Origin of the sequence: Deinococcus humi, from assembly GCF_014201875.1 — a bacterium.
GTDB classification, from domain to species: domain Bacteria; phylum Deinococcota; class Deinococci; order Deinococcales; family Deinococcaceae; genus Deinococcus; species Deinococcus humi.
In genome coordinates this window covers 170,747-193,692 of the sequence record NZ_JACHFL010000002.1, presented here as the reverse complement: position 1 = coordinate 193,692, position 22,946 = coordinate 170,747, and the positions used below count along the sequence as shown (strand labels likewise).

Genomic DNA, 22,946 nt, shown 5'->3' with positions numbered 1-22,946 from the left:
CCTAATCCAGCCACCAGACCACGGCTTTCAGGTGCGTGGCTCCTGGAAAATCCTCGCCCGCGTCCAGCCGCACAGCGTCTTGCTTCTGCCGCCCAGCCTCCTGCAGGCCCAGCCGCACCATCCGCTCAAAGTGGGCCGCAGACACGCCGGCGTGATTCAGCAACGTAAGCACCTGACCGCCCGGTGCGGTTACCGCCGCCGCCATGGCCGTCAGCCGGGCGTAGTCCCGCTCCGCGCGCCAGATTCCGGCCTTGCCGCGCGCGAAACTGGGTGGGTCCAGAATGACCAGATCAAAGATGTCGCCTCGCCGCGACAGCCGCCGGAACCAGTCGAACACATCGCCGTACAGGAAATCGCTGTCCGGGGCAGCCAACCCGCTCAGCGCGTAGTTCTCCTGACCCCAGGCCAGCACCTTGCGCGACAGGTCCACGTTCTTGACCGTGGCCGCGCCGCCCAGCACCGCATTCAGGCCGAAGCCGCAGGTGTAGGCAAACGTGTTCAGCACCCGCGCCGGTGGGTGCTGCCTGACCCACTGCCGCGCCGGACGGGCATCCGCGAACAGCCCCAGACTCAGGTCCGACCCGGGACGGATCACGAAGGGCACCCCGTTTTCCAGCACCGTGACTTCACCGCGTGCCTCACCCCAGACGGGATCGGGCGGTGAGAGCCACTCGCGGGCCACGTTCGCCGCGTGCCGCGCCTCGGGTGGACGGCGCTTGAGGTACAGACCCACCAGCTCCGCCGCCCCGGCACATGCTCCGGCCAGTTCCATCTCCTCCTGCGGCGAGAGGTCGGCGTACAGACTCAGCACTCCGATGGCCCCGGCGAGGTCCAGCGCGAACTGCCCCTGGGTCTCGGTGGTATGAACGCCCCGGTAAAACGTGGTCCCCTGGGCAGACAGATGGGCGCGGCGCGCCAGCAGGGAGGCAAGGGGGGCAATCACGAAACAGACAGCTGAAGGGGCAGGGAACCGGCCACTATGGTCTGCCGCCCAGAATCCACCAGACCGCTGCCGTCGCCACTGCCGTGACCACCCAGAAACGCAGGGTGACGTGGGTTTCTGGCCAGCCGCTCAGCTCGAAATGGTGCTGAATGGGGCTCATTTTGAAGACGCGCTTCTTGCGGGTGCGGAACGACAGCACCTGAATAACCACGCTCAGCACGGCCACCACAGGAATGATGGCGGCGATCGGCAGCAGCCACACGTCGGCGTACAGCACGTATGCGCCCGCCGCGATGGCCCCGATGGCGTGACTACCCATGTCGCCCATGAACACACGGGCCGGGTGCGCGTTGAACCACAGGAAGCCCAGAATCACAGCCACCAGCAGCGCGGAGACGGGCGAAAGCGCCAACAGGGGCAGCAGCACGATGATCGCCACACCGCCCAGCAGACCATCGAGACCGTCGGTGAAATTAAAGGCATTCACGCTGCCGATCATGACCAGGGTCAGCAGGATGGTGTCCCCGATCTGCCCGAAGCCTGGCACCAGTTCGTGTGCGGCCAGCGGCGCAGCAAACCACCCGAACAGCAGCCCCACCAGCAATTGCAGGGGCATCTTCTCGCGGGCGATCAGTTCCTTCTTGCCGCTGCCCCGCATACGCGAACGCACCTTTAAAAAATCGTCGGCCCCGCCGATCAGGCCCATGCCCAGTGCGGTCAGCATGATTAGCAACTCACGCGGTCCGCCCGCATACCCGGTGAAGTACAGCGGGAAGAACACCAGCGCCAGCGCCAGGACGAAGGGCACGCCGCCTGCCGTGGGTGTGCCCTCTTTGATCAGGTGCGTCTGCGGCCCCTCCTTGCGGACCGGCTGCCCCCACCCCCGCGCCTTGCTGGTCCGGATGAACAGCCACACCAGCAGCAGGGACAGCAGCGCGGCGACAACCATCACAGCCGGGTCCTCGGAATGGCGCTAAAGGCGGGCGGGAAGAGCAAGCGGGGGTCACACATCAATTGGCGAGGGTAGCACGCGAACGCTGTCGGGCCGGACTTCCAGACCTGCCTTGCGGTGCCAAGACACTTGGGTCCCGAAGCGCTTTGCTGACCCCTCAGTTGGCGAGATAACGGATGAATTCCCGCATGGCATTTACACACGCGCCCTTCTCGCCCTCGGCGCTGCTGCCGGTGACGGTGCGCAGCAGACCCGCGTCGTTGAGGTACAGCTGAGAGACCTTGTACGTCGCGCCGCCCTGCTTGTAATCGTAGGCGGCCAGCACCGCCCAGAACCCAGCGCGGTCCACGGGCTGGATCACCACCGGCCCCATCGTTTTACTCAGCTGTACACGCAGCTTGGCGGCAAAGGCCAGCGCCTCGGGCTGCGAGGCCAGGGCCGGAAACGCCTGGCCCGTCCGCTCCTCGCGCATCAGGCAGGCTCCGCTGGAGTCGGTCCAGACGCTGGCGTCGCCTTCCACCGGCACCCAGCCGCTCATCGGCACGATCAGGGCGGAGGCGGAAGTCCCCAGCAGGGTCAGGGCGAGGGTAGACACGAGGACAGGGCGCGGCAGGGACATGATGTCCACGAGGCTAACAGGTTGGTCTCTGGCAATCGTTAAGGCTGCTCTCAGCCAGATGAGGACCCCAGGAGATGGGGGAACTAGCCCAGGGCAGCGAGGCGGGCTTCCAGCCCGGCCCTGACGGCGGGCCATTCGCCGCGCAGCACACTGAACATCACGCTGTCGCGGGCATAGCCGCCGGACACCACCTGATACTGCCGCAGGGTGCCTTCCTGCACCGCGCCCAGCTTGTGCATGGCGCGCAGGCTGCGGGCATTGCGGGCATCCACCTTGAAATGAACGCGGCCCGCGCCCAGCACCTCAAAAGCGCGGGCCATCAGCAGCAGTTTGGCCTCCGGATTGACAGCGGTGCCCTGCGCGGCAGGCAGCAGCATGGTTCCAATTTCCACCCAGCGGTCTGCCCACTTGATCTCGCTGTAACTGATGCGGCCCACGCATAGACCGCTGCTCCGCAGGCACACCGCGAAATTGATCCGGTTCGGCAGGGCATTGAGCCGCCCGATGTACTCGGCCCAGGCCTCAGGCGTGGCAGCCGAAGGCCCGCCCCGCGCCAGCAGCCGCACCGTCTCCGCGTTGGCCCCAGCGCACATGTCAGCGGCGTGCGACTCATTCAATCCTTCCAGAAAAATGTGTTGCCCCCGCAGGGTGGGTGTCTGGAACCACTCAGCTTCGGGGGCAGGTGCGTCGGGAATCACGCCGGAAAGTCTAGGACATGCAGAGGACTAACCGTCGAAGGCTGCAATCCGGTTGGTTCAAGAAATGTCCGTCTGAACGTTTGTTCATCACCGATGCAAGAAGGAAACCAGCGGAGTCTGGAGTTGAAGGCGACGAGCGGGTGCTTCCTAGCCCCGGTGATAGGGCTCGCCTGCACTGATGGTGGCTGCGCGGTACAGCGCCTCGGCGAGCACCACCATCGCCAGATCGTGCGGCAGGGTCAGCTCGCCCAGACTCCACAGGGCGTCTGCTCCGGCGCGCAGTTCGTCGGTGTGGCCCTCGGGACCGCCCACCGCGAGCGCCAGTTCTCCGGTGCCGCCCAGCGCGCGGGCATCAAGGTAGGCGCTTAGTCCCTCGGAGGTGAATTGCCGCCCACGCGGGTCCAGCAGGATCAGGGGCGCTTTTCCAGCCGCCTTGCGAATGGCCTCACTCTCGGCAGCCTGCGTCTTGCCGGACACGCGGCTAACTTGCAGCTTGTGGTAGCGCCGCAGCCGCGTGGCGTATTCGTCCCAGCCCGCGCGGGCGTAGGCCAGACGGGGTTCTCCGACAGTGATCAGGTGCAGCCTCACGTTGCCCAGACTAACGCTGCTGCCCTGCCACGAGGGCAGCGTGAGCCGACTGACGGCCTGCGAGCGCCGCCGACCGCTAGACTGTGGAACATGGTTCTGTCCGCCACTCCCCAGAGCGGCACGCCCTCCAACACCCCCCAGCAGGGCAGCGCATGAATTACGCGGCCACGCTGGCGGTGATGGTGGTGCTGGCCTTCTGTTTTCCACTGACCCTGCGCCTGGGCGCGGGGTTTGGGGTTTCGGAAACCATTTCGATCTCGGTGCTAGGGGCGCTGTTAACCTTTGCACTGGCGCTGTATCTGGTGCGCTGGCAGGTGGGCCGTCACCAGCACGCGCTGCTCAATCTGGAAAAGGCCCGCGCGCAGATTCTGGCAGACCCGGAAAATCCCCGCTCATACTTCGTGGGCGGCGAGCATCTGGGAGCGCTGCTGCTGCGGCTCGACCGTCGGCGCGAGGCCGCTGAAGTCATTGACCGCTACGCCCGGTTGGGCGGAGCGCGCGAATCGGAAATCGTGGCACTCCAAGAAGCATTGTCCAGGGCACAGCGGCGGCAACGCCGCGCCCAGGGGAGGGAAGCATGAGAGCCTACAAGGGCGTCGTCGAAAACGGGGTGGTGGTGGTGCTGGGCACCCGCCTGCCCGAGGGCACGCTGGTCACCGTCACCGTGGGCGAGGGCGAATTGCTCCGTGCCCGCATCACCAACGTGCTCAAGCGCCCCCAGAAGGTGAAGGTGAGGATCAAGCCCAACGTCGGGCTGGCCGCCACGGGAACGGACGGCGCGGGGCTGATGGGCCCGAACCTGACACTGAACGGGGCGCCGCCTGGAGCCGATGACTGACTTGCCCGGCACCGAGCCGCCCGACGCCGGGACAGCCGACACTGAATGGGTCAATGACGGCTCGTCCGGCACTGAACCTGCCGGACAGCCCCATGGTCCACACGTCTGGCTGGTGCCCACCCCCGTGGGCAATTTGGGCGACATCACCCTGCGCGCCGTGGAGGTGCTGAAGGGGGCGGACGCTGTGGCCTGCGAGGACACCCGCCGTAGCGGCGCGCTGCTGTCGCACCTGGGGATTCAAAAGCCCCTGGTGCGCCTGGACGCCCACACCATGCGCCGCGCCCCCGCCGTACTGGAGCGGTATCCCCGGCTGGCCTACGTCTCGGACGCGGGCACCCCCGGCGTCAGCGATCCTGGCGCGGAACTGGTGGCGGCGGCCATCGCGGCAGACATTCCGGTGGAGGTCCTGCCTGGAGCCACCGCCTTTGTGCCTGCGCTGGTGCTGTCGGGGCTGGACACAGGCAGATTTACTTTCGAGGGTTTCCTGCCCCGCAGTGGCCGCGAGCGCAAAACCCGCCTCGTGGCCCTGGCCGCCCGTCCGGAAACCAGTGTTCTGTACGAGAGCCCGCACCGTCTGGGGGCTACGCTGAGCGATCTGGCGGGCGCGTGCGGTGACTCGCGCCCCGCCAGCGTGACCCGCGAACTGTCCAAGCGGTTCGAGGAAACGGTGCGCGGGACCCTGGATGAACTGGCACAGAAGTTTACCGCGGGCGTCCGGGGGGAGATCGTAGTGGTGGTGGCAGGCCGTGCGCCCGGCGAGGCCGATTCAGACGCCGATACCCCCGATCACGAGGCGCAGGCAGGAGCGTGGGCCGCGCAGGGGAAAACGGCCAGGGATATACGTGATCTGTTGATGGCCCAGGGTTTGCGTAAGAATGACGCTTATGCCCTGGCCCTGCGGGCAACGGAACAGGCGGGACCTTCCGCCTCTGACCCGTTCTAAGCCTGATGGCCTCCACCCGCCCACAACTCCCTTCCCCAATTCCAACAAAGCGAGACTCACCATGACTGAACCCACCCCCACCCGGCACCCCAATCCCGCAGGCATCCAGCGCGTGGCGGTCCTGACCAGCGGCGGCGACGCGCCCGGCATGAACGCGGCGATCCGCGCGGTGGTCCGCACCGCCGCCTTCGAGGGGCTGGAGGTCATGGGCGTGCGCCGGGGCTTCTCGGGCCTTCACCGGGGCGAACTGAAGCTCATCGGGCCACGGGACATGGCGAACACCATCCAACGTGGGGGCACCATTCTGTTGACCGCCCGCAGCGCCACTTGGCGGACCCCTGAGGGACGGGCCAGGGGCGCACAGCACTTACGCGACAACGGCGTTGACGGCCTGATCGTGATCGGCGGTGACGGCAGCTTCCACGGCGCGGACCTGTTGCAGAAGGAACATGGGATCCCGGTGATCGGCGTGCCCGGGACCATCGACAACGATCTGTACGGTACTGACCACACCATCGGCTACTTCACGGCTGTGGAGACTGCCCTGGACGCCGTCGACAAGCTACGCGACACTGGGGCCAGCCACGAGCGCATCTTCGTGATTGAGGTGATGGGCCGTCACGCCGGACACATCGCCCTGGACGTGGCGGTGGCAGGCGGGGCTGAAGAAGTCTTTATCCCTGAAGACGACAAGCCCATTGAGGATGTGATCGAGATCGTCAAGGACAGCGTTGAGAAGGGCAAGATGGGCAGCATCGTGATCGTGGCCGAGGGCGTGCCGGGCGGCGCGCAGGGCGTGGGCGACGCCATTCAGGCCGGGACGGGCCTGGAAACCCGCGTCAGCATCCTGGGCCACATCCAGCGCGGCGGGACGCCGGTCTCCAGTGACCGCATCTTGGCCAGCCGTCTGGGCGAAGCCGCCGTCTACGCGCTCATGGACGGTGTCAGCGGCGTCATGGTGGGGCGACACGGTGGGGACATCATCCACACGCCGCTGCACGAGACCTGGGAAAAGCGAAAAGACGTCAACCGCGATCTGTACCGCTGCGCCAAGAAACTGAGCGTATAAAGCACAAAGACAGGGAAGAGGGGCGCAGGGAAATCATTCCCTGCGCCCCTCCTTGTGCTGACCCTTACTGCTTGGGCGGTTTGACCGTCGACTGCGCCGACAGGCTCTGCTTGCCCGCATCCATCTTCATGATGTACAGCGTGACCGAGTTACGGTCCCCAACGCTGTTGAAGGTCACGTCGCCCGACAGCAGACCCTTGAAGCTGCCCTTGCGGATGGCCGTTTCCACCTGCGTGCGGGTTGGCAGCTTGCCGCCATTGGCTTTGGCGGCGTCCAGAATGCCCTGGGCAATCACGTTGGCCGAATCGTAGGCAAACGCGGCGTAGCCGGCGGGCACGGTCTTGTACGCCTTGCGGTAGTTGGCGGTGAAAGTTTTGGCGGCGGGCAGCGACTCCAGCGGCGCGACGATGGTGGTGTAGTAGATGTTGTTGGCACCCTTGGCTGCGATGGTCGCCAGCTCGGTGCTGTCCAGACCGTCGCCGCCAACCACGGGAATATCAATGCCTGCGTCGCGCAACTGCCGGATGAAGATGCCAATCTGCGTGTAGATGCCGCCGAAGTACACCGCGTCCGGCTTCTGCAACTTGATCTTGGCGATGATGCTGGAGAAGTCGCTCTTTTCCTCGGTCCCCTCGTTGGCGATCACCTTGGCACCGCCGGCCTTGAGGGTCTTCTCCACTTCGGCGGCCAGCCCCTCACCGTAGGAGGTCTTGTCATTCAGGATGTAGACCGACTTCGCCCCCAGCTCGTCCATCATGAACTTCGCGCCTGCCGGTCCCTGGGCGTCGTTGCGGGCCACGATACGGTTCATGTTCGCCAGCCCACGGTCTGTGACCTCGTTGGCGGTCACCGCCGGGCTGACCATGGTGACGTGACTGGCCTTGAGCGCCTCACTGGCCGGAATGGCCACACCGCTGTTCATGGTCCCCACCACGCCCAGGATTGCGCGGCCCGAGGCGATCTTGCGCGCTGCCGCTGTCCCGGTGGCCGGGTCCGCCTGATCGTCGTAACCGACAAACTGCAGATCAAAGCCCATCTTCTTGAAGGCGGCTTTCTGCTCCTCAACGGCCAATTGCGCGCCATTCTTGACCAACGTGCCGGTAAAACTCTGGCTGCCCGACAACGGTGAGAGACTGGCGATCTTGACAATGGTCTGTGCGCCCGCTACACCAGCAGAGAGTAGGCCTAGAGTCAACACGTTTAGGATTATTCTCTTCATTGGTTTCTCCTGTAAATTTGCAAGTATTAAGAGAAGTTCAGCTCATTCTACACAGTGAACTGAATTCTCTAAATTTTGTCCGTTCCAAATCGTATTTTTTCAGGCTATCAATATCTGACTTCCGTGTCAAATATCGACCGCATTTTGGAAAGAAGTTCTCAGCTTCAAATATGCATTCTCTTAATCACGCACAGCTGCTTCTGACCGCCGCAAATGGGCTGTGATGCGTGAGCAATCTATTCTTTTGTTAGAACGTTACTGCTCTACAGTCTGCCCTGACCACATCAGTTTGATCAGCACAGTCTGAGGCAATCTCATGCTCGTCCGTCCACTGGAATATCCGCCTTCCTTTGCATCAGTAGGGGCAACCAGCCAGGAACATGACGGGCTGACGCTCAGTTTTGGCGGGCCTGTTTGATTCAGGCTTGCAGCGCAGGGCGAGGGCGTGGCGGCGCGTAAAGCTGCTGTGCAGTAGCCCGAGCAGGCTCAGCTGGGCCAGAACCGGAGCATCTAACGCCACTCTGTATCTCGCCCCCGATGAACGCTCCGGGGCTCAAATCACAGGCTGCCGCTGCTCACATCGGAATTGACGGTGTGTCAACCAGGCTCACGGTCAGCAGCGGGGTGTTGGGGCGCTGTAGGCGAACTGGACTGCAGGGTTCCAGGCGCATTTTGCCTTTACGGAAGGCTGTGCTATCTTCTACGGCGCATTGCTGGCGCAGCGCAGCGCGAACGCTCGAACCTGGTCAGGGCCGGAAGGCAGCAGCCATAAGGGATGATTCGCGGGTGCCGTTGCTCACCGGCAATGCTTTTTTGGTCGTTGGCAGATCGGACTGGCCCAATGACCTCAATCCAACAGCGAAAGCCCACAAGTGCCCCCTCCAATTGGATCGGGGCGTTTTGTCTTACCTCTCCCCCACTGACGCACGCGCCTCCCCTAGCCACTTCACACCTGCCCCCTCCCATTTCCGGCAGAGTGGACAGCGTATGAGCGCTCAAGCATCGGAACAACTGGCAACTTCCCGGCAACTAACCGTTGCCATCGTGGGCGGAAGTGGATATGCGGGTGGGGAATTTCTGCGGCTGGCGCTGGGGCACCCGCACCTTAAGGTCACTCAGGTAACCAGCGAACGCAGCGCTGGAACACCTGTCAGCATGGTGCACCCCAACCTGCGCGGGCGCACCACCCTTAAATTCCGCAGGCTGGCCGAGCTGGAAGAGGCGGACATAGTGGTGCTGGCCCTACCGCACAACTCGGCCGCCAAACGACTGGCCGAATTCGAGGGCAAGGGCCGCATTCTGATCGATCTGTCGGCCGACTTCCGGTTGAAAGATCCAGAGGTGTACGAGAAGGTTTACGGCGAACCACATCCCGCGCCCGAAAAGCTGGGCGAATGGGTTTACGGCAACCCTGAGATCCACCGTGAGGAACTTGTCGGCGCGACCCGCATCGCGTGCGCGGGCTGCTTTGCCACGTCCGTGATTCTGGCGCTGTACCCGCTACTCAAGCTGGGCGTGCTGCTGCCCAAGGACATTATCGCCACCGGTCTGGTGGGCAGCAGTGCGGCGGGGGCCAGCCCGTCGGAGTCCTCACATCACCCGGAACGGGCGGGCAGTCTGCGGGTCTACAAGCCCGTCGGCCACCGCCACACTGCCGAGGCGCAGCAGGAACTGCCCGGCCACTTTCCGCTGCACCTGACTGCCATCAGCACGCCGCGCGTGCGGGGCATCCTCACCACCGCGCAGGCCTGGATTCCCGACGGCTACAGTGACCGCGACGTCTGGAGCGCCTACCGCGAGGTCTACGGCGCGGAGCCATTCATCCGCATCGTCAAGGTGGCCAAGGGCATCCACCGCTATCCCGATCCCATGTTGCTGGACGGCACCAACTACTGCGATATCGGTTTTGAAATGGACCAGGACACTGGGCGCGTGGTTCTGATGAGCGCCATCGATAATCTGGTCAAAGGAACGGCAGGCCACGCCATTCAGTCGCTGAACATCGCGCAGGGCTGGCCCGAGACGACGGGGCTGGAGTTTGCGGGATTGCACCCGGCCTGAGCGAGCAGCACAAGGGAGAGGCTCCATTTTCAGGAGCCTCTCCTCGCGTTTTTGCCTGAATCAACAGCTTCAGTCGATCTCTGACTGAACACGCAGGGCTTCACCACACAGGTGATGCTATAGACCGTGCGCTATCGACATCACTTTTAATATGACAACTTTTAGACAGATTTTTTTGACATTTAGTAAGGATATGGGCACAATAGCTGACAGAGGCCTCCATGACCCAGCAAATTCCTTCGCCCGCCCAATCCAGTGTCCCCCCGATTCCCGCCCGTTCGTGGGCCATCATCGATTCCACCCTGCGGGAGGGCGAACAGTTTGCGCGCGGCAATTTCAAAAGTGACGACAAGATTGAGGTGGCCCGCGCCCTGGATGCCTTCGGCGCCGAGTACATCGAACTCACCACGCCGATGGTCAGCCCCCAGACGGCGTGTGATATCCGCAAACTGGCCGATCTGAACCTGAACGCCAAGTTGCTGACGCATGTGCGCTGCCACATGGAAGACGTGCAGCGGGCGGTAGACACCGGGGTGGACGGGCTGGATCTGCTGTTCGGGACTTCCAGCTTTCTGCGCGAGTTTTCACACGGCAAGAACATCGGCCAGATTATCGAGTCGGCCCAGACCGTGATCGGCTGGATCAAGGCGCATCACCCGGAGCTGGAGCTGCGCTTCTCTGCCGAGGACACCTTCCGCAGCGAGGAGGCCGATCTGATGGCGGTGTACCGGGCCGTCTCCGATCTGGGGGTCCACCGCGTCGGGCTGGCGGACACGGTGGGCGTGGCCACGCCCCGGCAGGTCTACGCTCTGGTCCGCGAGGTCCGGAACGTGATTCACGAGGAGTGCGGTATCGAGTTCCACGGCCACAACGACACCGGCTGCGCGGTGAGCAACGCCTACGAGGCCATCGAGGCGGGCGCGACACACATCGACACCACGATCCTGGGCATCGGCGAACGCAACGGCATCACGCCGCTGGGGGGCTTTCTGGCTCGGATGTTCACCTTCGATCCTCAGGGGCTGGTGGACAAGTACAACCTGGAACTGCTGCCCGAACTCGACAACATGATCGCCCGTATGGTGGGCCTGCCCATTCCCTGGAACAACTACCTGACCGGTGAATTCGCCTACAACCACAAGGCCGGGATGCACCTCAAGGCCATCTACCTGAATCCCGGCGCCTACGAGGCCATCCCCCCGGGAGCCTTCGGCGTGGGCCGCCGCATCCAGGCCGCCAGCAAGGTCACGGGCAAGCACGCCATCGCCTACAAGGCCCGCGAACTGGGACTACACTACGGCGAGGACGCCCTGCGGCGCGTGACCGACCACATCAAGATGCTGGCGGAAAACGACGATCTGGACGACGCCCATCTGGAAGCGTTGCTGCGCGAGTGGGTCAGTGCCTGACGGAGTGGGGCACAATACTGTGGTGACTGTTTCCGATAGAGCCACCCTCTACCTTGTGCTGGCCGATGCAGGCAAGGGTGGCAAGCTCGTCGCCGTCTTTCCCGATGCTCAGGGCGATTTGCAGGCCAGGGCGGCGGTGGCAGGCGCACCGCTGAGCGTCTTCACGCAGTCGCTCAGCGTCTCCGAGGTGGCGCTGCAGGTGTTTACACCGGACCGCGAGAAGGGCTCTTCCGAGAGTGCGGCGGTGGCAGCCCTCGCGCAGATGCGCCCACACCTCCTGGACGTGGCCGAGGTCCGGATGGGCGGCGAGACCGTGCCTGCCCAGCTTTGCGGCGGCGAGTGGCTGCTGCGTCAGGGCGTGCCCCAGGTCAACGAAGTGAGCGTGGACCTCTCCCCCATTGGCCTGCAGGGGGAGCGAGGCTGGATCTCCAGTCTGGGAAGGCCAAATCTGGTGGTAGAGATTGTCGATCTGGCCGCACTGGACGCCCTGACGCTGGATGGGGAGGCGATTTCAGCGCTTAACCGCGCCACTGGGACGACTGGACTGATCGTGTTCACAACTGGCGGCCCAGGCCGCGCCGACCTGAGCTTCCGGGCCTTTGGACCCCTGAGGGGCTTTCCAGAGGACGCCGCCAGCAGCAACATGCTGGCCTGCGCGGTGGGCGCGCTGGGGGCGTCGGGCCGACTGCCGGGCGACACCAATTTGCTGCGGGTCACCCAGAGGATGCCGGGGCAACCCGCGCGGCTGAGCGTGCAATTCGGGGAGGTGGCCGGGGGAATCGAGATCTGGGTGGGCGGGGCCGCCTCACCCGTGACTTGAAAGCTGCAGCCTGGCAGCGCAACGTCACGTTGCCATCTGCACCGAGCCTCTAAACTATCCGGATGCAGCTCCTCCTTGACCTTCACCCCGACGCTTACCCCCTGGGGGGATTCCGGCGCACCCAGTTGCTGGAATGGGTCTACGTGCAGGGGGTGGGAACCTTTGACGGCATGACCAACCTGCCGTCAGAGCTGCGTGAGGAATTGGCACAGCAGTACCATCTGAACCCCTTCCGCGAGATCGAGACCGTCCGCAGCCATGACGGCAGCGTCAAGTATCTCTTTACCCTGCAAGACGGACGCCAGATGGAAGCGGTGTACATGCCGTACCTGGACCGCAAGACGGTGTGCGTGTCCACGATGGTGGGCTGCCCGGCCAGATGCTCGTTCTGCGCGACGGGGGCGATGGGCTTCGGGCGTAACCTGACCCCCGGCGAGATCGTGGGGCAGGTGCTGGCGGTGGCCGGGGGCGAGGGTCTGGCCCCGCGCGACCTGCGCAATCTGGTGTTCATGGGCATGGGCGAGGCGATGCTGAACTATGACCACACCATGGCAGCGGCACGCATCCTGTTGCACCCGCAGGCGCTGGGCATGAGCAAGCGCCGCATCACGCTGTCCACGGTGGGCATTGCCAAAGGCATTACCCGCCTGGCCGCCGAGGACGACCTGGGCCTCAAACTGGCCATCAGCCTGCACGCCCCCGATGAAGAGACCCGCCAGCGCATCATTCCCACCGGGGCGGCCAACTCGATCAGCGAGATCATGGCGGCGGCCCGCGAGTATCAGGGCGTGACCGGGCGGCGCATCACCTTCGAGTACACCATGCTGCGCGGCGTCAACGACGCGGTGTGGCAGGCCGAGTTGCTGGCCGATCTGCTGCGCGGGCTGGTCAGCCACGTCAACCTGATTCCCATGAACCCCTGGGACGGCAGCGGCTTCCAGAGCACATCAGAGGCCGACATCCAGGCGTTTTACGACACGCTGGAGTCTCGTGGCGTGGACGTCAGTGTGCGCCGCTCACGTGGCAAGGATGCGGGCGCGGCCTGCGGGCAACTGGCCCTCAAACGCCCCGGCGCGGTAAGCGGCATGGGAGCGGCGCTCTAAACGGACAGTCAGGACAGGAGAGATCGGGGCTACCCCTCACTCCGGATGCCGTAAGAGTTATGGAAAAAGCCGGGTGCTACTTTGGGGGCGTTTTAACGACCTCAGGAGGCTCTCAGGTGAAGCAAACAACGCGCTCCAGCCGTTCCAGACGCGCCGCACTGACCGGACTGTTGCTGGGACTTGCCGGCGTCAGTTCGGCCCAGACCATGGTGGAGACCGTCACGTCCGTCGGCATCCAGAACACTTTGAATTCGGCGACCACTGTTCCCAAACTTCCGACGCTGCCCACAGCGGCACAGAACACGGCTGCCCCGGCCCAGAACACCCCGGCTGCCGCCCCAGCGCAGGCGTCCCCAGATCCGGTTACCCCGCCCATTCCCCCACTGACCCCAACGCAGCAGGCCAGTCTGGAAAAGGCGCAGGCGGCCTACGCAGCCGGGCAGTATGCCCAGGCCCGCAGCAGCTTCGAGGCGCTGGTGGCCCAGAACTACGGGCATCCCGAGCCGCATTTTGGGCTGGCCCTGGCGCTCCTGGCGCTGGGCAACGACAAGGGTGCAGCCTTCGAGCTGAGGCAGTTCATGGCGCTCGCTCCGGACCGCTACGAGGGCCCCTACAACCTGGGCGTAATTGCGGGCCGGGCCGGGGACCACGCCGGAGCGCTGCAACTGTACGGACAGGCGGCCACGCTGATGGCAGGCAAGGCCCCTGCCGCCACCCAGCGTCAGATCCTAGAGGCGCTGGCGGCCGAACAGACCCGTCTGGCGGACTTCAGCGCCCTGAGCGCCACCCTGAGCCAGATTACGGCCCTAGCACCGGGGGACCTGGACGCCGCGTACCGGCTGGCCCAGGCCCGCACCCTGTCCGGGAAGGGGGCCGAGGCGCTACCCGACCTGTATGCCCTGCTGCAGGCCGACGGCACCCGGATGGACGCCGCCCTGCTCCTGGCCGACATCTACGTGGCCCAGGAGTTGCCAGACCGGGCCGTGCGCGAACTGGACGCCGCCGTGAAGCGGGTCAGAAAAGCCAGCGAACGCTCGTCGCTGCTGTTGCGCAAGGCCAGCATCCTGGCGGCCGGGGGCGACACCCGCGCCGCCCTGCTGGCGGCCAGCGCAGCGTCCAAGGCCGACAAGTACAACGCGGTGGCCTTTGCACGTGAGGGCGAACTGCGTGTCCTACGCAATGACCGGCCCGGCGCACTGGCCGCTTACCAGAGCGCTGTGCGGTTGGCCCCGGACAATGCCGCCTACCGCACCGCCCTGGCCGGCGTTCGCCTGACCCTGGGCCGTTTCGACGAGGCCGCCGCCGACACCGCCCTGGCCCTGAAATTGAAGCCAGATACCGCCACCTCGGCGCGGGCGCTGTACGTGCGGGGCATCGCCGCCTACCGCCAGAACCGTCTGCTGGACGCCGTGATCGCCCTCAAGGAAAGCCACAGACGCCGCCCCGACGCCGACACCGCGCTGTGGCTGGGCCTGAGCCACTACGCCCGGCAGGATTATCCGGCGGCGGCCAGTGCGCTGGCCGACAGCGTACGCCTGAACCCCACGCCCACAGCGCGGCTGAACCTGGCCTCCGCCCTGCTCGCCAGCGCCCGCTACCCGGAAGCGGAGGCTGTGCTGCGCGGTCTGGTGACCGAAGACCCCAAGGCCGCCGAGGCGTGGTACATGCTGGGGCTCGCCCAGCGTTCACAGCGCCAGGATGATCAGGCCCAGGTTTCGCTCAAGATGGCCGCCAACCTGGGCAGCAGCAAGGCCAAAGACGCTCTGAAGTAGCCAAAATAAAAGGGCAGCTGGAATAGCGGCGGGAAGGACCAAAAGGCTCCTTCCCGCCGCTATTTGCTGACAGAGACCCCTGCCAGGGCCACCTGCGACTCCCACACAGGAGTCTATGAGGGCCGGAGGGCCTTACCCACACGCTTTTTTTGTAAGCTGAGGCACGGCATACACAACATGGCCGTCGCTGTTTAGCTCAACTCCTCACAGCGACAGCGCAGGGCCGATGCTGAAATGATCGAGAAGGGTTCAAGGGGGTTGTATGCGGGCAAACACGACAGAACACGGTCTCCCACAGGGAAAAGAGAACACCACAGCGCATCATCTTCATCTCAGGCCGTGGATGACGGCCAGGAGAGCATCATGAGTAAACCTGCAGCCACCCGCCGCTGGCCCGACATCCTGATCGGGGTCTTGGTGCTGCTGCTGCTGGCAGGGTTCACCGCGCTGCTGCTCGGCCAGCGCAAGACGGTCACCACCACCACGCCCACCACCACCGCACCGTCCACCTCCAGTATTCCCGCCGCGCCGGGCACGACCGACGACACTACCGCGCAACCCGCTGAAACCACCACCACAGCTCCCGAAACAGCGACCGCACCGAGCACCGACGCGGTCCCGGAGAGTGCGGAAACTGGCAGCGCCCCTGCCCCCACCGCCACCGCACCCGCCGAGACCACGCAGACCGCACCGTCTGCCGACGCGGCCACAGAGGCGGTCACCGAGGCCCCCATCATCCCCGCCGCGCCCACAGAGTCGGCAACCACCACGCCAGAGACGGCTCCGGCTACGGCAGACAGCGCCGCTCCCTCAGCCACCGAAACCCCGGCGGCCGAAGCCCCGACTCCCCAGACGGAAACCCCGCAAGCCCAGATCACCGAGGCGCCAGCCACCCCGGCCGAGACCCCCGCGACCACCACCGTCGCGCCGCGCAGCGGTGGAGCCGTCGCCACCAGCGAGAGCCGTACGCCGCTGCGCAGCGACTACCGCATCAGCCTGGGGACCTTCGGCAGCGTAGGCACGGCCCAGAGCCGTACCGCACCGGTCAGCAGCCTGGGCTACACGGTCTACCCCATTGATCTGGGCAGCCAGGTGGTGGCGCAGGTAGGTCCCTTCGCCGACGAGGCCAGCGCCCGTCAGGCCCTGGGCGACATTCAGCGGGCCTACCCCGGCGCCTTGCTGTATCCCCCACGTGCCAGCGCCAGCAACGCCGCCACCTCCGAGAGCAGTTCGGGCACGACTTCGAGCAGCAGTGCCAGCAGCGACTCTGACGCCAGCCCAGCCCCGGCTGCTGCTCCCGCCGCGCCCAGCGGCCCGGTCTACCTGCAGGTCGGGGCTTTTGACCGCGTGGAGAGCGCCCAGAAGCTGGTGGATCAGCTGCGCGACCTCGGCTACGTGCCCACGGTCAATGCCCCTGAGGGTCGCAAGGTCACGGTGGCGGTCGGTCCCTACACCGGCGAGGCCCTGACCCGCACCGAGAAGCGGCTGGACGACAACAATCTGGACCACTTCCGGGTGCGCTGATGGCCGAGGTTCCCACCGCCGCCATCAGCCGCCTGGTGACCTACCTGCGTATCCTGGAGCAACTGGAAACGCGGGACGTCAGCCGCACCAGCAGTACGGATCTGGCCGAACGCGCCGGAGTCAGCGCTTTTCAGGTGCGCAAGGACCTGGCCTACTTCGGGCGCTTCGGCACACGCGGCATGGGCTACACCGTGCCGATTCTGAAACGAGAGCTGGTCCGGGTACTGGGCCTGAACCAGACCTGGAATGTGGTGATCGTCGGCGTGGGGCGGCTGGGGCAGGCAATCGCCAACTATCCGGGAGCCAGCGACTATCAGTTCCAGTACGTGGGACTGTTCGATGTCAGCCCTGAGCTGGTGGGGCGACAGGTCCGGGACCTGACCGTGCAGCACATCGAAGAATTGCGGGACTTCGTGCGCGCCAACAAGGTGGACATGGGTTTTCTGGCCGTGCCGCCCGACCGTGCCCAGGACGCCGCACAGGCCCTGGTAGACGCTGGAGTGCGCGGCATTCTCAATTTTGCCCCAGTGGTTATCGGGCCACGCGCGACAGATGAACGCATGGCAGATCAGCGCTCCGTTGGCGGAAACGTTCAGCAAGAAATTGGTGATGAATGGCGTGGTGTCATCGTCGAGAACGTTGATTTCCTGGCTGGTATGAAACGGCTCGCCTTCTACACCCTCAATCCTCATCTGAAAGATTCGACCGTACCCGAGGACTCTGAGTAAGGATTAACAGGGCCCTGTTCGCCCGTCCACAACGAAGACGCCGCATTGACTCTGGTGGAAGCCAGGGGATGCGGCGTCCCTCATTCCCATCCAGTGGTCATCGAACCGCACTCGCCCAATGAACGCATCGCAGAGCAGCGCTCCATTGACGGGAACTTTCAGCAAGAAATTGGTGATGAATGGGATGGTGTAATCGTCGGGAACGTCGCTTTCCTGGCTGGCATGAAACGGCTCGCCTTTTGCACCCTCAATTCCACCTGAATGATTCATCCGTCCCGGAGGACCCTACATGAAGAAACTGGCCCTGATTTCACTTCCTCTGCTTCTGGCCGCCTGCGGTGGGCCAGGGGCACCTGGCACGTCCTCGGCCACGGTGAGCGCCAGCACGCTGAATGTCAATCTGAGCAGCGTGAGCGACACGGGATCGACGACCTATACCTTTACCAACAGGGCAGGGGCGCACGAAACAATCATTAATACGGCCACGCTGACCTGGACCGACGAGGCAACCAAAACAGAGAAGTCGGCCACCGTCAACATTCCTTCTCTTACCCTGCCGGCGGGTCTGACGTGCCCGGCTGCGACCACCCCCACCGCCGCTTGCAACTTTAACGACCCGGCCACAACGTATGCAGACCGCACCCTGACGCGCACCATTGACAATGGGGAACTCTTCCGGAAGGTATTGGCCGACAATCCCAGCGTGACCAACCTTCCTGTCGACGTGAAGTTTGGCAATACGGCCAACACCCTGGGCTTCAGCTTTACGTCCACGGCCAGCACCACCGGAGGGGGAACAGGCGGTCCCGGTACTCCTACAACGCCAGTTGCCAAACCGCCGGCACCCGTGCTGACCATCAATACCCTGGGGAGTGGCCCATTCAGTGGCACCCTCAGCGTCACAGTATCAGGCAATTTCGATGCTGTCAGCACGGTGGACAAGGTCATTCTGGAAGTCACCGATCCCTCGGGCAACATCAACAACACCAGCTATGTCAGCACCTCGGCCTCGGCGACCTTTAGCCTGGATACCAGCAAATACAAGGACGGCAACCTGAAGTTGAAGGTAATCGCCCTGAGCAAGGAGGGCCTGCGCGGTGAGACCTCTTCCCAAACAGTTCAGATCAGCAACATCTCCGCGCCAGCCTTTGAGATTCTGAGCCCGAGTGCGGGCGCCATCATCACGGGTCCGACCACAGTGCGCGTCCAGGTTCGCGAGGGCAACACGCCTTTCACTCTGCAGACCCTGTCGGGCAATGACAATGTTCGGCTGGACGTCCGTGATTTCCGGGGTCAGATCATCAAGACCGACTACGGCACAGTTCAGCAGACCAGTCCTGGCGTTCTCGAAGCGTTTATTCCACTAGATCTGATCGGCCCAAACTTTTCCAGCAACAGCTATGCACTGGAGATCTCGGCGGTCGCCCAGCTGAGCAACGGAGCAAACATTACGCTCAGCGCTGGCACCCAGATCAGCACCCAGGTGAATGACAACAAGCCGCCTGCCCTTCAGGTGCTGATGCCCGCGTACATTAATGATCCCTATACCAATCAGAATGTTCGTGGCATCCTCTCGCGTTTTTCTGCCCTGATGGTTCAGGCCAGCGATGACAACAGCGTGTCAAGCCTGCGGATCGACTTTACCTGCGATGAAGCAACCAAAACCAGCACACAGGTATGCCCGCGCGCGCCTTACAGCTTCAATTTTCCTGTAAGACTCGCAGGGATCATTCAGCGGGTCTTTGACATTGGGGCCCTGATGGACGCGCAGCCCTACGTACAAAACGGCAACTACACACTGCGCGTAACTGCCTTCGACGGACAGAACGCCAATATTCAGGAGTTCCCAGTCCGCGTGTCGCGCGACGCCGTCGACAGCACCATTCCTGGCCTGGGCACCATGGTCGAGACCACCACAGTGCCCGATCTCACGTCAGGAGCCCTCAATCCATCGTCTGCCACCTGGGCCATTCCTGGCGCCCCCACCCATCCCTATCGTCTGGCCGTCCTGGCATATGATGGCGCGGCCAATCAGGCTGTAGAAATCCCAACCCGGACCAGCCTCTCGCCGGAAGTGCCCGCTGGCACCCCCATCACCAGGACCCAGGGGTTTTCAGACGTCGGAATCTACCGCATTGACTACATCGTCGAAGACCTCACGACTGGTGTGACTCGCTATTACCAGGGCGGGGCTGTAGCAGTCAAGAAAAACCCATAAATCCGGTCCACGGCAGCAAAAAGGAGGTGGAAGCCAGTTGTGGCTTCCACCTCCTTCATTGTCCCAGGATCAGAACTTGATGGTGTACTCCGCGAAGCCGTCATCGCGTGTCTTGAGCAACGTCGCACCCGCCGGGGCGGACTTCTGGGCGTTGGGGCTGCTGACGTACAGCAATGTTGCGCCGGGAATAGGCGTCAGTTTCCAGTTGCTGTCGGCGCTGGGGTTGACCGTCTTCTGCTCGGTGAAGTAGGCGATCAGGGCTTGACGGGTCTCATCCGGCGATTCGAGGACGATGTTCTTGCCGTTCAGACCGGGGAACTTACCACCGCCGCTGGCGCGGTAGTTGTTGGTGGCAACGACGAACTTCTGGTTCGGGTCAATCGGCTTGCCCGCGTACATCAGATTCTTGATGCGGTGGGCGTCGGGGTTCACCAGCTTGGCGTCCATGTCGTAGCGGCTGGGCTGGGACACATCGATCTCGTAGGTCACGCCGTCAATGACATCGAAGTTGTAGGTGGGAAAGGCGTCGTTGACGAGCGCCTGAGGCTCGGTCTTCTTGGGGTCAATTTGATTGAACTGCCCGGCGCTGCGCTCCAGCCATTCCTGCAGTTGTGCACCCGTGACCTCCACGGCCTGCACGGTGTTGGGGTACACGTACAGGTCCGCCACGTTCTTGATCGCCAGCGTGCCGGCGGGAATGTCGGTGTAGTAGCTGGCCCCACCGCGTCCACCGGCCTTGAAGGGCGCGGCGGCGCTCAGCACCGGCAGGTCCTTGTACTCGGTGTTCGCCAGCGCGGCCTTGACATACGCGGTCTGGGCGTTGCTCACCAGTTGCACACTGGGGTCATCCTGCACCAGCGCCCAGTAAGAGTTGATGGGCGTCGCCAGGTCGGCCACCTTGCCGCGCACATACGCCAGGGTCCCCTCATGGGCGGCCTTCACGGCGTTCGCAATGGCAGGATCCGGGGTGACCAGGCTCTTCTTGGCGGCCGCGTCCCAGATCGGGCGCACGGCGGCCTGTCCGGATTTGACCATCCAGTTGTTGCCCTGGCGCTCCAGCGTCAGGTCCACGATGCCCAGGTCGTTGCCCCAGAATCCGGCCATGACCACCGGCTTGCCGTTGATGGTGCCGCCCTTGATGTCCGCGCCGGGGATGTCCTTGTAGACCGGTCCAGGGAAAACCTGGTGGCTGTGACCGCTGAGGACCACGTCAATGCCGTCCACCTTGGTCAGCTCGGTGGCGGCATTCTCCTGGCCCGGCTGGTAGTCGGCGGCGATGCCAGAGTGGGCCACGGCCACGATGATGTCCGCGCCGCGTGCCTTCATTTCGGGCACGAACTTGCGGGCGGTCTCCACGATGTCGCGGGTGGTGACCTTGCCTTCCAAGTTCGCCTTGTCCCACTGCATGATCTGGGGAGGCAGCAGGCCGATCATCCCCACGTTGATGTAGTACGGACGGCCGTAAGTGTCGTACATCAGCTTGCGCTGGATCACGTACGGTGTGAAGGCGTTTTTGTCGTTGTCGGGGTTGCCGTCGCCGTCATCGACGTAGACGTTGGCGCTCACGATGGGCATGGGCGAGGCGGCCGCCACCTGTTTCAGAAATGGCAGGCCGTAGTTGAACTCGTGGTTGCCCAGGTTGCCTGCGTCGTACTTCAGCAGCGCCATCGCCGCGTGCAACGGATGCATCTGCCCCGCCTCCAGGGGCTTGACCTTCGCCACGTAGTCGCCCAGCGGCGTGCCCTGGATCAGGTCACCGTTGTCGTAGAGCAGCGTGTTGCGCTTTTCCTCGCGGGCCTGCTTGATCAGGGTGGCCGTGTACTCCAGGCCGAACTCGCCGGTGGGCTTGTCCTGGTAGTAGTCGTAACCCAGCGCGTTGGTGTGCAGGTCGGTGGTTTCCAGAATGCGGAGGTTGACCGTCTGCGCGCCCGCTGCGCCCAGTCCGCCCAGCAGCAGCGCTGCCATCAAAGCCAGAGAATTGTGTTTGTTCATGCCCTTCAGGATACCCCTACCAGTCAGGGGAATGTCTGTAACGCCCGGCAAGTCGGGGGTGGTAGCTGGCCCAAAAGCCTGGACAGACTACCGGGTGCGGCTTCTCCCTTTACGCCAGATGTTCCGGCCTCAGGTCCCGCGCCGCGTGAACGCCCAGCAGGCCCAGTGTCAGGTCGAACTCGGCCACCACGTTGCGGACGACTTCAGCCACACCCGCCTCTCCGGCCAGCGCCAGCCCATAGGCGTAGGGGCGGCCCAGCAGCACGGCCCGCGCGCCCATGGCCAGCGCCTTCGCCACGTCCGATCCGGTGCGGACCCCACTGTCGATCAACACGGGCAGTTCGCCCGCCGCCTCCACCACGCGCGGCAGCACCGTCAGGCTGCCCACCTCACCGTCGATCTGGCGTCCGCCGTGATTGCTAACGATCAGGCCGTCCATGCCGCGCCGGACAGCTTCACGGGCGTCGTCCGGGTGGAGGATGCCCTTGAGGACAATGGGCAGGTCCGTCCACCCACGCAGGCGCGAGAGATCATCCCATTGCAGGTCAGGGCGGGTGTAGCTGGCGGTGAAGTGGGCCGCCGCCGCCCGCATCTGTGACAGCGACAGGCCGAACTTGCGTCCATGTGCGCCCAGGCTGGCCGCCGTTCTGAGCAGGGCGGGTGAGGGCCGGGGCGAGGTGGCGGGCAGCGGCGCGCCTGCGAGCCTGGAACGGAAGTACTCGTCCGTCAGGTACTGCGCCAGCCCCTGCCCGCGCAGAAACGGCAGATGGCCCAGGTCCAGATCGCGGGGCCGCCAGCCCAGCAGCGTCGTGTCGAGGGTCAGGACGATGGCCTGCGCGCCGCACTGCTCGGCCCGGCGGACAAAGGAGCGCGTGACCTCCTCGTCGGTGCCCCAGTACAGTTGAAACCAGCGGGGGGCGTCGCCCATAGCGGCGGCCACCTCTTCCATGGGTTCGGACGCCTGCGAGGAGAAGATGAACGGCACGCCCAGAGCGGCGGCGGCGCGGCCCACCGCCAGATCGGCCTCTGCGTGCGCCAGTTCCAGCACGCCCAGCGGAGCCAACAGCACGGGGGCGGGGTAGGTATGCCCGAACAGCTCCACGCTCAGGTCACGTGAGGCCGAACCGCAGAGCCGCCGGGGCACTAGTTTCACCGCCGCAAAGGCGTCCAGGTTGGCCCGCATGGTTCGCTCCGCGCCCGCACCGCCCGCCAGATACGCGAAGGCCGGAGCGTCGAGCTTGCGCCGGGCGGCCTCCTGCAAGCGCTCTGGGGCCACTGGGACCAGCGGGCGGGCGCCGCCCAAGCCATCCACGAAAATCTGCGTCTGGCGGCTGCGGCCAGGGCCGGGAGCTGGAGCCGTCGATCCGGGTTGTGACATGACCGGAGTGTAGAGGGTCAGGACTGGCAATCAGGCCGCCTGGGCACCAGACAGGATTATGGATGTGGGGAT

General features: G+C 64.5%; 20 protein-coding genes and 1 other RNA gene. 13 read left to right on the top strand and 8 right to left on the bottom strand.

Features of this window, described 5'->3' with window-relative positions:
* Position 1 precedes the first annotated feature (1 nt).
* From HNQ08_RS04505 to HNQ08_RS04485, 5 genes are all read right to left on the bottom strand, one after another.
* The gene (locus HNQ08_RS04505) at positions 2–940 is read right to left on the bottom strand and encodes a class I SAM-dependent methyltransferase (RefSeq protein WP_184128898.1); all 939 of its coding nucleotides are present in this window, start codon (positions 938–940) and stop codon (positions 2–4) included.
* 37 nt (positions 941–977) lie between these two features.
* On the bottom strand, positions 978–1,895 hold the full coding sequence (locus tag HNQ08_RS04500; RefSeq protein WP_184127906.1) for an MraY family glycosyltransferase: 918 nt from the start codon (positions 1,893–1,895) through the stop codon (positions 978–980).
* Positions 1,896–2,052: 157 nt separating this feature from the next.
* A complete protein-coding gene (locus HNQ08_RS04495; protein WP_184127905.1) occupies positions 2,053–2,514 on the bottom strand; it encodes a hypothetical protein in 462 nt (153 codons plus the stop codon).
* Between the two features lie 83 nt (positions 2,515–2,597).
* Positions 2,598–3,212: a GNAT family N-acetyltransferase gene (locus HNQ08_RS04490; RefSeq protein ID WP_229789741.1), complete on the bottom strand. Its 615-nt coding sequence runs from the start codon at positions 3,210–3,212 to the stop codon at positions 2,598–2,600.
* Between the two features lie 147 nt (positions 3,213–3,359).
* Positions 3,360–3,800, bottom strand: a complete 441-nt coding sequence (locus HNQ08_RS04485) for a 23S rRNA (pseudouridine(1915)-N(3))-methyltransferase RlmH (protein WP_184127904.1) — start codon at positions 3,798–3,800, stop codon at positions 3,360–3,362.
* Positions 3,801–3,952: 152 nt separating this feature from the next.
* Between HNQ08_RS04485 and HNQ08_RS04480 the strand changes: the two genes are divergently transcribed.
* The 4 genes from HNQ08_RS04480 (at position 3,953) to pfkA (ending at position 6,650) form a co-directional block, all read left to right on the top strand.
* On the top strand, positions 3,953–4,381 hold the full coding sequence (locus HNQ08_RS04480; protein ID WP_184127903.1) for a hypothetical protein: 429 nt from the start codon (positions 3,953–3,955) through the stop codon (positions 4,379–4,381).
* The gene (locus HNQ08_RS04475; protein ID WP_184128994.1) at positions 4,378–4,638 is read left to right on the top strand and encodes a hypothetical protein; all 261 of its coding nucleotides are present in this window, start codon (positions 4,378–4,380) and stop codon (positions 4,636–4,638) included. The genes HNQ08_RS04480 and HNQ08_RS04475 overlap by 4 nt, the downstream gene beginning before the upstream one ends.
* On the top strand, positions 4,631–5,581 hold the full coding sequence (gene rsmI, locus HNQ08_RS04470; RefSeq protein ID WP_184127902.1) for a 16S rRNA (cytidine(1402)-2'-O)-methyltransferase: 951 nt from the start codon (positions 4,631–4,633) through the stop codon (positions 5,579–5,581). Before HNQ08_RS04475 ends, rsmI begins: the two co-directional genes overlap by 8 nt.
* A 61-nt stretch (positions 5,582–5,642) precedes the next feature.
* Positions 5,643–6,650 carry a 6-phosphofructokinase gene (gene pfkA / locus HNQ08_RS04465; RefSeq protein WP_184127901.1) on the top strand — a complete coding sequence of 336 codons (1,008 nt, stop codon included), beginning with the start codon at positions 5,643–5,645 and terminating at the stop codon, positions 6,648–6,650.
* A gap of 64 nt (positions 6,651–6,714) precedes the next feature.
* Here the strand turns inward: pfkA and HNQ08_RS04460 are convergent, their stop codons facing one another.
* Positions 6,715–7,869, bottom strand: coding sequence for a branched-chain amino acid ABC transporter substrate-binding protein (locus HNQ08_RS04460; protein WP_184127900.1), 1,155 nt, complete (start codon positions 7,867–7,869; stop codon positions 6,715–6,717).
* 710 nt (positions 7,870–8,579) lie between these two features.
* Here HNQ08_RS04460 and ffs point away from each other — a divergent pair.
* The 9 genes from ffs (at position 8,580) to HNQ08_RS04415 (ending at position 19,504) form a co-directional block, all read left to right on the top strand.
* An RNA gene (gene ffs, locus HNQ08_RS04455) (signal recognition particle sRNA small type) lies at positions 8,580–8,678 on the top strand.
* Between the two features lie 178 nt (positions 8,679–8,856).
* Positions 8,857–9,930, top strand: a complete 1,074-nt coding sequence (gene argC, locus HNQ08_RS04450) for an N-acetyl-gamma-glutamyl-phosphate reductase (RefSeq protein WP_184127899.1) — start codon at positions 8,857–8,859, stop codon at positions 9,928–9,930.
* Between the two features lie 221 nt (positions 9,931–10,151).
* A complete protein-coding gene (gene lysS, locus HNQ08_RS04445) occupies positions 10,152–11,339 on the top strand; it encodes a homocitrate synthase (RefSeq protein ID WP_184127898.1) in 1,188 nt (395 codons plus the stop codon).
* Positions 11,340–11,361: 22 nt separating this feature from the next.
* Positions 11,362–12,159, top strand: coding sequence for a PhzF family phenazine biosynthesis protein (locus HNQ08_RS04440; protein WP_229789743.1), 798 nt, complete (start codon positions 11,362–11,364; stop codon positions 12,157–12,159).
* Positions 12,160–12,221: 62 nt separating this feature from the next.
* Positions 12,222–13,262, top strand: a complete 1,041-nt coding sequence (rlmN, locus tag HNQ08_RS04435) for a dual-specificity RNA methyltransferase RlmN (protein WP_184127897.1) — start codon at positions 12,222–12,224, stop codon at positions 13,260–13,262.
* A gap of 116 nt (positions 13,263–13,378) precedes the next feature.
* On the top strand, positions 13,379–15,034 hold the full coding sequence (locus HNQ08_RS04430) for a tetratricopeptide repeat protein (protein WP_229789745.1): 1,656 nt from the start codon (positions 13,379–13,381) through the stop codon (positions 15,032–15,034).
* Positions 15,035–15,397: 363 nt separating this feature from the next.
* On the top strand, positions 15,398–16,558 hold the full coding sequence (locus tag HNQ08_RS04425) for an SPOR domain-containing protein (RefSeq protein ID WP_184127895.1): 1,161 nt from the start codon (positions 15,398–15,400) through the stop codon (positions 16,556–16,558).
* Positions 16,558–17,286: a redox-sensing transcriptional repressor Rex gene (locus HNQ08_RS04420; protein WP_184127894.1), complete on the top strand. Its 729-nt coding sequence runs from the start codon at positions 16,558–16,560 to the stop codon at positions 17,284–17,286. Before HNQ08_RS04425 ends, HNQ08_RS04420 begins: the two co-directional genes overlap by 1 nt.
* 289 nt (positions 17,287–17,575) lie before the next feature.
* The gene (locus HNQ08_RS04415) at positions 17,576–19,504 is read left to right on the top strand and encodes a phage tail protein (protein WP_184127893.1); all 1,929 of its coding nucleotides are present in this window, start codon (positions 17,576–17,578) and stop codon (positions 19,502–19,504) included.
* 69 nt (positions 19,505–19,573) lie between these two features.
* On the opposite strand, the gene cpdB is transcribed toward HNQ08_RS04415, so the two are convergent.
* On the bottom strand, positions 19,574–21,496 hold the full coding sequence (gene cpdB / locus HNQ08_RS04410; RefSeq protein WP_184127892.1) for a 2',3'-cyclic-nucleotide 2'-phosphodiesterase: 1,923 nt from the start codon (positions 21,494–21,496) through the stop codon (positions 19,574–19,576).
* Between the two features lie 109 nt (positions 21,497–21,605).
* On the bottom strand, positions 21,606–22,874 hold the full coding sequence (locus tag HNQ08_RS04405) for a lactate 2-monooxygenase (RefSeq protein ID WP_184127891.1): 1,269 nt from the start codon (positions 22,872–22,874) through the stop codon (positions 21,606–21,608).
* Positions 22,875–22,946 lie beyond the last annotated feature (72 nt).